The organism is Gracilibacillus thailandensis (assembly GCF_010994055.1).
Lineage (GTDB): Bacteria > Bacillota > Bacilli > Bacillales > Amphibacillaceae > Gracilibacillus > Gracilibacillus lacisalsi.
In genome coordinates, this window is sequence record NZ_WJID01000100.1 from 1 (window position 1) to 10,444 (window position 10,444).

At 34.8% G+C, this 10,444-nt stretch carries 12 protein-coding genes; 9 read left to right on the top strand and 3 right to left on the bottom strand.

The genetic code is table 11. The features are described from left to right. Window positions 1-47: 47 nt before the first annotated feature. Complete coding sequence (locus GH715_RS20140; protein ID WP_153837051.1) at window positions 48-431, top strand: hypothetical protein; 384 nt, start codon at window positions 48-50, stop codon at window positions 429-431. Beyond that, window positions 374-1,192 (top strand): membrane protein insertase YidC, encoded by an 819-nt coding sequence (yidC, locus tag GH715_RS20145; RefSeq protein ID WP_153837052.1) that lies wholly within the window; start codon window positions 374-376, stop codon window positions 1,190-1,192. The genes GH715_RS20140 and yidC overlap by 58 nt, the downstream gene beginning before the upstream one ends. Before the next feature lie 93 nt (window positions 1,193-1,285). Here the strand turns inward: yidC and GH715_RS20150 are convergent, their stop codons facing one another. Continuing rightward, on the bottom strand, window positions 1,286-2,542 hold the full coding sequence (locus GH715_RS20150) for a BaiN/RdsA family NAD(P)/FAD-dependent oxidoreductase (protein ID WP_163578794.1): 1,257 nt from the start codon (window positions 2,540-2,542) through the stop codon (window positions 1,286-1,288). A gap of 239 nt (window positions 2,543-2,781) precedes the next feature. Here GH715_RS20150 and GH715_RS20155 point away from each other — a divergent pair, with 239 nt between their 5' ends. Both GH715_RS20155 and GH715_RS20160 read left to right on the top strand, forming a co-directional pair. Then, a complete protein-coding gene (locus GH715_RS20155; protein WP_153837054.1) occupies window positions 2,782-4,404 on the top strand; it encodes a putative polysaccharide biosynthesis protein in 1,623 nt (540 codons plus the stop codon). Between the two features lie 16 nt (window positions 4,405-4,420). After that, window positions 4,421-5,122, top strand: coding sequence for a pseudouridine synthase (locus GH715_RS20160; RefSeq protein ID WP_163578797.1), 702 nt, complete (start codon window positions 4,421-4,423; stop codon window positions 5,120-5,122). A gap of 50 nt (window positions 5,123-5,172) precedes the next feature. On the opposite strand, the gene GH715_RS20165 is transcribed toward GH715_RS20160, so the two are convergent. After that, the gene (locus GH715_RS20165; protein WP_018933617.1) at window positions 5,173-5,391 is read right to left on the bottom strand and encodes an HTH domain-containing protein; all 219 of its coding nucleotides are present in this window, start codon (window positions 5,389-5,391) and stop codon (window positions 5,173-5,175) included. A 141-nt stretch (window positions 5,392-5,532) separates the two neighbouring features. Here GH715_RS20165 and GH715_RS20170 point away from each other — a divergent pair, with 141 nt between their 5' ends. From GH715_RS20170 to GH715_RS20185, 4 genes are all read left to right on the top strand, one after another. After that, a complete protein-coding gene (locus GH715_RS20170; protein ID WP_153837056.1) occupies window positions 5,533-6,546 on the top strand; it encodes a potassium channel family protein in 1,014 nt (337 codons plus the stop codon). A gap of 4 nt (window positions 6,547-6,550) precedes the next feature. Beyond that, window positions 6,551-7,099: an RNA 2',3'-cyclic phosphodiesterase gene (gene thpR / locus GH715_RS20175; protein ID WP_153837057.1), complete on the top strand. Its 549-nt coding sequence runs from the start codon at window positions 6,551-6,553 to the stop codon at window positions 7,097-7,099. 10 nt (window positions 7,100-7,109) lie between these two features. Then, complete coding sequence (locus GH715_RS20180; protein WP_163578795.1) at window positions 7,110-8,036, top strand: NERD domain-containing protein; 927 nt, start codon at window positions 7,110-7,112, stop codon at window positions 8,034-8,036. Window positions 8,037-8,176: 140 nt separating this feature from the next. Next, complete coding sequence (locus GH715_RS20185; RefSeq protein ID WP_163578796.1) at window positions 8,177-8,980, top strand: phosphotransferase family protein; 804 nt, start codon at window positions 8,177-8,179, stop codon at window positions 8,978-8,980. Here the strand turns inward: GH715_RS20185 and GH715_RS20190 are convergent. Then, a complete protein-coding gene (locus GH715_RS20190) occupies window positions 8,961-9,245 on the bottom strand; it encodes a YtzH-like family protein (RefSeq protein ID WP_153837058.1) in 285 nt (94 codons plus the stop codon). The two genes, GH715_RS20185 and GH715_RS20190, sit on opposite strands and share 20 nt — an antisense overlap. Before the next feature lie 292 nt (window positions 9,246-9,537). Between GH715_RS20190 and trmB the strand changes: the two genes are divergently transcribed. Further along, complete coding sequence (gene trmB, locus GH715_RS20195) at window positions 9,538-10,179, top strand: tRNA (guanosine(46)-N7)-methyltransferase TrmB (protein WP_153837059.1); 642 nt, start codon at window positions 9,538-9,540, stop codon at window positions 10,177-10,179. The last annotated feature ends 265 nt before the right edge of the window (window positions 10,180-10,444 follow it).

Here is a 10,444-nt window from a genome sequence, read left to right on the forward strand (position 1 = left end):
AGAGTATATTAACGATATTTGAATTATATAGAGGGAGGTGAATACAGATGGTTTTAGAAATGCTTGGTGAATTGAATAACGATTTGCATCCAATGTACATTTACTTAACCTTTTACATTGCGCTGATTTGTTCCTATGGGTTGATTCATATCCCGCACTACCAGCTTACAAGGTATGAAAAAATAATCAATAATAATAACTACTACTCGATTCAATTACAGTTACAGCAAAAAGCATTGATTATTGGGCAGTGGCTAGATATCCAAAGTTGGCTCACTAACAAAATGAAACGTAAAGAAAGTCCGGATGATGATGAAGACAACCATTCCTTCTCGTGCGTTCAAGCTATTTCATTAAAACGAGGAGGACAAACATGCAATCTGTATTCACTTTCATTAAAAAATATCGTTTTATTGGACTGGCTGTATTAGCCGTAGTCCTTTTATCTGGCTGTCAAGCTGCGACATCAGGTGAGCCAATCGACCCTGAAACTGCCGGTTTTTTTGATAAATATTTTGTTTTAACATTTTCGAACATCATTAAAGGGGTAGCTTCTGTATTAGGTGGTAGCTATGGATTTTCCATTATTGTTGTAACATTAATCGTGCGTTTAGCATTAATGCCACTTATGCTCAAGCAATCAAAGAATAGTTATCAAATGCGTGACAAAATGGCGGTTATAAAACCTGAAATGGAGTCCATTCAGGCAAAATATAAGGGAAAAAAAGACGCGGAATCACAAAAGAAAATGCAGCAGGAAACGATGGCATTATATCAGAAGCACAATTTTAATCCAATTGCATCAATAGGATGTCTGCCTTTGATTATTCAATTCCCAATTTTAATTGGTTTTTATTATGCGATTCGGACAACTCAAGAAATCGCAGAACATAGCTTTCTTTGGTTTAATCTTGGACAAAGCGATTTAATCATGCCTTTTGTTGCAGCAGCGATTTACTTCATTCAATTCCGTGTAACTCAAATTGGTATGGAACCAAATCAGAAGAAACAAATGGCTATCATGGGATTAATTTCCCCAGTCATGATTGGATTGGTCTCCTTTAATGCGCCAGCAGCATTACCACTTTATTGGGCAGTAGGTGGGTTATTCTTAATAGCACAACAGTTACTATCAAAGAAATTATATATGCCAGCATCAAGCGCAAACATAAGAGTAAATGCTAGTAACTAGCATTAAGTAAACTTGCCGGTTGGTGAGCGTTTTGATAATAAAAGGAAAAATCCAGACTATTCACTAAATGTATAGTCTGGATTTTTTTTATGATTAACTTAAGCTTTCCCATGCGGCATGCATACCTGCCACTCTACCGGTAACCATGGCTGAAGTGATATTATATCCACCTGTATAACCATGAATATCTAAAACTTCCCCACAAAAGTATAGGCCATGCATTAATTTCGATTGCATGGTGCTAGGTACAATTTCTTTAATGGAGACACCTCCACCGGTAACGAAAGCTTTTTTTAATGGTAAACTTTCATGGACCTGAAAAGAGAAACCTTTAAGGTCGTTAAGGAATCCTTCTAGTTTTTCCCGGGAAATATTAGCACATTTAATTGTTGGTGAAATATCGTTTTGCTCTAATAAAAAATCTAAGTATCTTTCTGGAACCAACCCTTTAGCAACGTTTTTGAAAGTCCGTTTGGAATGTTGATCTATCATGGTTGAAAGTTCAGAGAGAAGCTCATGTGCAGGTTTGTCAGGAATGGCGTCTATTTGTACCTCAACTTGCTTTAGACCATTCATCAGCAACTTAACGATATATTGAGAGCATCTTAATACTGCAGGACCAGAAATTCCAAAATGCGTAAAAAGCATATCCATTTGATGTGTAATGACTTTCTTACCTTTTTCATCAAAAACCGATAATGCAATATCACGTAATGCCGTACCTTGTAATTTCTTGCTACGGATAAACTCTTCATTAGAAACGATCGGCACCTCTGTTGGATATAATGCTGTAATTGTGTGTCCCGCCTTTTTCGCCCATGGATAAGCGTCACCAGTTGATCCCGTGTGGGGAACCGCCTTTCCTCCTGCAGCAATAACGACCGCCTTCGTTTCTATATTATCCTGATTATCTAATATAATTTGATGTGTACGTTCTCTGTAATCAATCGCTTTTACGACCGTATTTTTCTTTACAGTGACATGCAATTCATCCAATCGCTGTAGTAATGCATCGACTACATCATTTGCTTTATTACTGACAGGGAACATTCTGCCGTGATCTTCTTCCTTCAACGCAACACCTAGCCCTTCAAAAAAATCAATAATGTCATAGTTATCAAATATAGAAAAAGCACTATAGAGAAAACGACCATTTCCAGGAATGTGTTTAATTACTTCATCAGCAGGTAATCGATTCGTTACGTTACATCTTCCTCCACCAGATATCGCTAGTTTCTTTCCTAGTTTATTTCCTTTATCAATTAATATGGTTTTGGCTCCCTGTTCAGCGGAAGCTATTGCTGCCATCAGTCCAGCTGGACCACCACCAATAATCGTTACATCCATCATTTTAACAATTCTTCCTTCCATTCATATCTCATTGTAGTAAAAGCCTATCACGGTGCTAACAGTCTGTAAAAGCTTCAAGTAGCACTTGGTCAAAAGCTAACATTCTGATAAGTTTCGCTAAAGATCACTTTATCGTAGTTCGACGAGATTCACAAATTATCTGTCGAAATCAATAACAATCTGTGTGCTGCTATGTTAAAATATTAACGTTACATAATTTAATGAATAAAGGTGAAAGCATGTCAAGTTCAAATTTTTTACGTGGTACACTATTGCTCACGGGAGCAAGTTTTTTATCTAAATTTCTAGGGATGATTTATGTTATTCCTTTCGCTAATATGGTAGGTGCAACGGGAACAGCCTTATATTCATATGCTTATATCCCATATACAATATTGTTAAGTATAGCAACGGTAGGCGTACCTTTAGCAGTTTCCAAATTTGTAGCAAAATATAATACATTAAATGACTATTATACAAGTATGAGAATGTTAAAAATAGGCAGTTTGTTAATGTTAATAACAGGCTTTTTTGCTTTTTTAATTATGTATTTTGGAGCAGATCTCATAGCAAGCTGGACAAAAGATGAAGACAGTAAAGGTGTAACTTTAGAGGAAGTGAAATCTGTTATTCAGATGGTTAGTTTTGCTTTAATAATTATTCCAAGTATGGCTATTATGAGAGGATTTTTTCAAGGAAACCAATCAATGGGCCCAACGGCAGTATCTCAAGTAATAGAGCAAATTATCAGAATCATGTTTTTACTTGTTTCTGTTTTTGTAGTTTTAGAAATTGTAGGAGGAACGAATGCAACTGCAATTGGTTTTGCAGCATTTTCTGCTTTTGTTGGTGGTATCGCATCTTGGGTTGTGCTAGCTTTTTACTGGAAAAAACGTAAAAAGTATCTGGACACAGCGATTGAAAATCAAAAAGAAAAAGTGACTATTCCTGTAAGAGATTTATTAAAGGAATTATTTCGCTATTCAGGTCCTTTTGTACTTGTTGGTATAGCTATTCCGATGTATCAACTGATTGATCAATTTACGTTTGGTCATGCAATGACGGCAAGAGGTGATGGAGATATAGCAGATATTGCTTTCTCGGCATTTAATTTACAAGGACACAAATTAGTTATCATTCCTGTTACTATCGCAACAGGATTATCGCTTGCCTTAATACCTGAAATTACTAGTGCTTTTAATTCGAATAAGATGCAAAAATTAAATGCTCAAATTAACCAGGCTTTACAAATTATTATGTTTTTTGTACTTCCTGCTGTATTTGGCTTAATTCTGCTTGCAGACCCGATCTATGGTGGTTTATTTGGTTTAAAAAATCTTGACATAACCGGTGAAGTTTTTGCATGGTATGCGCCAGTTGCGTTAACCTTTGCATTCTTTACGGTTACCTCATATATTTTACAAGGGGTCGAAAAGCAAAACTTTACCCTAATAAGCTTATCCGCTGGTATTCTTACGAAGATATTATTAAATGCAATATTCATTCAAATATTCGCAGCAAAAGGGGCTATCATTGTTACTTTAATTAGTACTTTCATTGCTGTTTTGCTTAACTTGTGGCAAATAAAAAAAGCGATCAGTTTCAATTACCGTAAATTTTATAAATTATCGCTGTTAATGCTGATTTTTACAAGTATAATGGTTATTGTGTTGTTAGTGGTAAAATATGTGTTTGGCTTGTTCTTAGATGTTCATGAAAATCGACTCCATGCTATATTAATGATGCTAATTGGTGTCATTGCTGGTGGTTCCGTTTATCTATATTTAGGTTATGCATCAACCTTATTTGAAAGAATTACAGGAAGAAGAATTGCTATTTTAGATCGATTAATCAGAAGATAGAAAGGAGGCAACTATTATTCGTTTAGATAAATTTTTAGCAAATATGGGTTACGGTAGCCGCAAAGATGTCAAAACATTATTAAAGAAGAAGCGAATAACTGTTAATGACCAAATGATCCGTAAAGCAGATATCCAGATTGATCCGGACAAAGATCAAGTAAAGTGTGATGATAAAGTAATTCAGTATCAAGAATATATCTATTTAATGTTGCACAAACCAGCAGGATATCTGTCTGCAACCGAGGATCAAAGGCAAAAAACGGTTCTCGATCTGATAAAAAAACAAGATAAGGTATTATCTCCTTTTCCTGTTGGACGATTGGATAAAGATACGGAAGGCTTATTATTATTAACGAATGACGGGCAGTTGGCACACGAGCTACTATCACCAAAAAAACATGTAGATAAAACCTATATTGCAAGATTAGCGAAAACGATTACTGATAATGACATTAAACAATTTGCTGAAGGTGTTATGTTAGAAGATGGTTATGTCACTAAGCCAGCGAGATTAAAAGCTGTTGAAGATAAAATGGTAGAAATTACGATTACAGAGGGGAAATTTCATCAAATCAAGCGAATGTTTGAAGCTGTTGACAATAGTGTGTTGTATTTGAAGCGATTGTCAATGGGAAGCTTGCAGTTAGATGAGAAACTCAACTTAGGAGAATATCGGGAGCTAACAACAGAAGAGGTGGACCAATTAAGTAGCAAATAAAATACCAGTATTAGACCAATACTGGTTAAGAATATATTCAATCAATTATATTAGGAGATTTTTACTTTTTTATTTGTGATTTTCCAACGTCCCCGATTTGGACTATTTACAAGCCCATTGTATGCTAGCAAATGTAAATCTCGTTGTACGGTGCGATCAGTAATGCCAAACTCTTCAGCTATTTGGCTCGTGGTGACCGGTCCATTCTCTCTAATAAATAGGTAGACAGCCTTCACACGAGTTAGCATGCGGGTGGTTGATTGACTCAAAAAATCACTCCTTCAAAGTTTTCAAGTTAAACCTTGTTAAAGTATATTCATGATGTACTTTCTATTTTACACTTTATTTCATGTATTTTCTACAGATAACTTTTAATTTACAGATAATTAAAAAATCGAGGTGAATATTTCATGCACATTCTTAAACAATTGATGAAAAAAGTTATCCATATTCCTAATTACATGTTATTTATAACAAGTATTCTGTTAGTGGTACTTTCATCTATATTAATTGTCTTCATTGAGAGAGACTCCTTCCCAACTATTTTTGATGGTTTCTGGTGGGTGATGACTACTGTTACAACAGTAGGATATGGTGATCTTTATCCAGAAACGGTTGGAGGAAGATTGTTGGCATTATTTTTATATGTTTTTGGTATCGGGCTAATTGGTGTAGTGATAGGGAAAATAATAGATAGTCTGGCGATTTACCGTAAAAAAAGACAGGAAGGTGATATTGTGTATAAAGGTAAAGGACATTATATTATTATCGGGTGGTCTCAAAAGGCGAAGTTTGCTATTAAGGAAATGCTTGCAACCCATCAAGATATAGAAATTATTATTATCGACCAATTAGAGAAAGCACCAATGCTAGACACAAACATTTATTACATAAAAGGAAATCCATCTGAGAAGGAGCCGTTAGAAAAGGCAAATATAAAGGAAGCAAAATCAGTATTAATCTTTGCCGATGATAAGATAGTGGAAGGTCAATTAGCTGATGGTAAAACATTATTAATAGCTTCAACTATTGAATCAATGGCACCAGAAGTACATACAATCGTCGAAGTTATGGAAGAAAACCATATTAAGAATTTTAAATATATGCAAATTGACGAATTTATTATATCAAATGAAACCATATCTTCTTTATTTGTGCGGTCAGCATTTCGAAATGGGATGTCCAATATATTTGGACAATTGCTTCGAAGGTCACAAGGTGACGATTTATTTTATGTACCGGTAAAATCATCGTGGAATACATATAAAGATGCATTTGATGATTTATTGAAACAAGGGGCAACACTTGTTGCAGATCGCCACCATTTAAATATCAACCGAATGCTGGATGAGACCATACCTAATAACGCTGAATTGTTTGTTATATGTGATAAACCAACATATCAGAAAATAATAAGAGGGTAATAGTATGAATACTACACGACATTACTTTATTGCTTTTGAGATTGACTATGAGACGAAAAAATGGCTTTATCAGATTCAACAAAGGTTAAAGACTGACTTTCACTATAAAAACTGGGTTGACCACAACGATTTTCACATCACTTTACATTTTTTCGGTGCAATTGATAGAACGAAACTAAAGCGTATAGCAGATCAATTGCAACAGTTGGACAATCGAGCTTTTACAGTTAAAATTGATGGACTTTCTACCTTTGGATCAGTAAATAAGCCACGTGTATTATGGGTAGGAGTTGAAAAACATCCTGACTTAGTACAATTACATCATGATATAATACAAATAGTCGGGAAGTATGTACAGATTGATAAAAGACCCTTTACTCCTCATATAACGCTTGCTAAAAAATGGGCAAGTGAACAACAATTACAGAATAAAACCATTCTTAACCAACCAACTGGTGAAAAACAGCTACACATAAATAAAGTGGTTATATATGAAATACATCCAGAAAAAAAGCAAAAATATCAAATTTGGCGGCAGTTTGAATTGAAATGAGGTGACACAAGTGGCTCAGCTAATTAAATTAGAAAATTATATTTCACGTTATCAACGGGATATTTTTCATTACCCGAGCCAATTTTCGCGGTTGAAGAAGGAAAACTGGGAGCGTTTAAAATATTTATGGGAAGATCAGAAACAACTAAAATTAGAAGCCGAAAATGAAAAAGAGTTAAAAGAGTCTAATTTTTCGAAATGGCGTTCTTTCTTCAATAGTCGGTCTGAAGCAGAAGATATTGATATGGAAGAAGATACAGATGACATCAATTTTTTACCAGCCTCAGAGGACGAGTTGAAACACTATTTCTTAGATACATTAATCCCATTTCAACTTAAATGGGCATCGACAACCATTAATGAAATGTCTTTTATAAATCGCTCATATTATCAGGATTATTTATTGAAATACTTTTTACAGCGCATACCTGATACACACTTACTTATGTACTTACCCATTTTTCAATTAAAAAATGGACCAATGGAGGGGGATATTGTATTAATCAGTCCCTTAGAAATTGAAATTATCACACTAATTGAAAAGCCAAAGAATCAGGTAATTATTCCAAATGATTCAAGGTTATGGTTTATAGAAGAAAACAATATACAAAGTAAATTTCTAAGTCCATTAATAAGCACGAAACGGACAGAAACGATTATTCAAAGCATCTTAAAGAAATACCAACTAGATTTTCCAATAAAAAAAGTAGTGTTATCTCGAACAAATGTGATGGATTACCAATTAGAGCCATATCATACCAAATTCATTGACCGAGATGATCATGAGGAATGGCTCAAACAGAAACAACAATTATTAACACCATTAAAGCACCAGCAGCTAAAAGTTGCAGAAGTATTACTAAAACATTGTGAGTCGATTGCGGTAAAAAGACCGGAATGGGAACAAGATGAGCCGTCAGATTCTTTTTCAAAATGACAAAAATAGATATATTTTTTGTCGAAAATTAAATTTTCTCTTGAAATTATACCTGATTTTGCGTTAATCTATTATTACTATTCCCTTTTTAAAGATAAAGAGGTTAAGAGACAATTAAGAGGAATTGAGGGTGACAAGCTGTGGAACATATTCTAGGTGAAGATTGGACGATTATCCCTGCTGGTGGATCAACCGGTGCGGCTTATTATGCCCAATCAAATCAGAAAAAACTATTTTTAAAACGAAATTCATCTCCATTTTTGGCTGTATTATCTGCACAAGGTATTGTGCCAAAACTTGTTTGGACAAAGCGCCTTGAGAACGGTGATGTAGTGACAGCTCAACAATGGCTGGATGGTAAAGCCTTAAATATTGAAGAGATGCAGCACCCTAAAGTAGCAAAATTATTAAGTAAAATCCATCATTCCTCTGAATTATTAGATATGTTGTTACGGATAGAAAAATCTACTATCCTACCAGATCAAATGTTAGTAAGAGTGAAACAATTCGTACAGGGTAACAAATTTGCACGGCATTCACTTACGATCTATAAGGCGATTATATACCTAGAAGAGCGGTTGTTAGACGTTTATTATGATCAACAAGTTGTGTGCCATTGTGATTTGAATCATCACAATTGGATGTTATCTAAAAATGGTGAATTATATTTAATTGATTGGGATAATGCTCGTGTCGGTGATCCAGCTATGGATATAGGGAGAATTCTTCAATCCTATATACCAAAGCAGGAATGGGATCAATGGCTTGAACACTATGGCATGGAAAATAGTCGATATTTAATGCGACGCATGCACTGGTATTTATTGGTTGAAGAAATAATTGGTTATGTATGGTCTGAAAATCGCCATAGGATAAAAGAAGCTGATACCCATTTAAATGAGTTGAATCAGCTTCTACATCAAATTAATGATTGGAATCTTTAATCACTTGTAACCATTGTTGAATATCTGTTTGGTGTTGATTTATATGATCATCTACGTTATGAGAAATTGCGCCAGAAGCCCCATAATGGTCGATCACATCTACTATTTGGGATAATTCGCTATTTTGAATCGATGGTTGTTGTTGAAGAGATCTGATTAATCTTGATATTTGTTCGCATTCTGAAGTACTGCCGCAACATTCTTCAGCATGTAGACTTAAAAGATCATGCAGTAAATCTAGCTGGTTATTTACATTTAATGCCATAACTTATCTCCCACCTTTATGATTAGCATGTTCTAAAAAAGAAAATAGTATACAGAAATTCAATGTAGAAGGCTTTTGCTAATTAATTAGCAAAAGCCAATTTAGTGTATGATTAAAGTGACAATTGGCAAAATGAAACATAAAAGATATTCTTGTGTCACGGTGTTAATTTTCCGTAAAACCTCACTTTAGAAATTGAGCAAATCAATGATGAAATGTGGGGATCTCGACGTTGCACTAACCATTAGTATTACCATTGGTAAAGACTTACTGTATAAAGGAGCTAAATTTCATGAGAGCAAGGCATAAACCATGGGCAGATGATTACTTGAAAGAAAATAACGAGATTGTCGAATTAAACCCTGTTGAATATAAAGGTAAATGGCGACAAGAGATTAGTGAAGGTAAGCCATTGCATTTAGAAATCGGTACAGGTAAAGGTCAATTTATTGAAGGAATGGCGGGACAATATCCGGATATTCATTTTATCGGAATCGAGGTTGTCAAAAGTATAATTGTGTCTGCGGTGGAAAAAGTGAAAGATGCCGAGCGCGCAAATGTGACATTAATAAATGAAAATGCCCAGGACTTATCGGATTTATTTGAAGATAATGAAATAGATCAAATGTACCTTAACTTTTCGGATCCATGGCCAAAAAACAGACATGAAAAAAGAAGGTTGACTTATCATACTTTTTTAGAGCAATATCAAAGAATTTTGAAACCAAATGGAGAATTAGTTTTAAAGACTGATAATAGGGGATTATTTGAATATTCTTTAGTAAGTTTTTCTCAATTTGGCTGTACTTTGGAAGAAGTCACATTAGATTTACATCGATTAGATGACCCAACTAATGTGATGACTGAATATGAAGAAAAATTCTCAGCGAAAGGTCAACCTATTTACCGCTGTAGAGTACAATTTCCAAAATAAAAAATAGGCAGATTTACCGCCCACTATTCATTAGTAGTAGATATATACTGCGAAGTAATGAAAGTTCTGTTTGAAGTAGCGTATAATTAGATGTGCGGTCACCTAAGCGGTAATTGTGAAATATATCGTGATGATAACAACCCCTCCGGCTGCCCACTTCCCCTTCTGTGGGGGTTGTCCTTCAGCTAACTTATGTTTATTGTTGGTCATTTTATCCTTTTTTCACCTAAGAAAAACCGGCAAACCCCGCCGGTCCTGTCCAAAG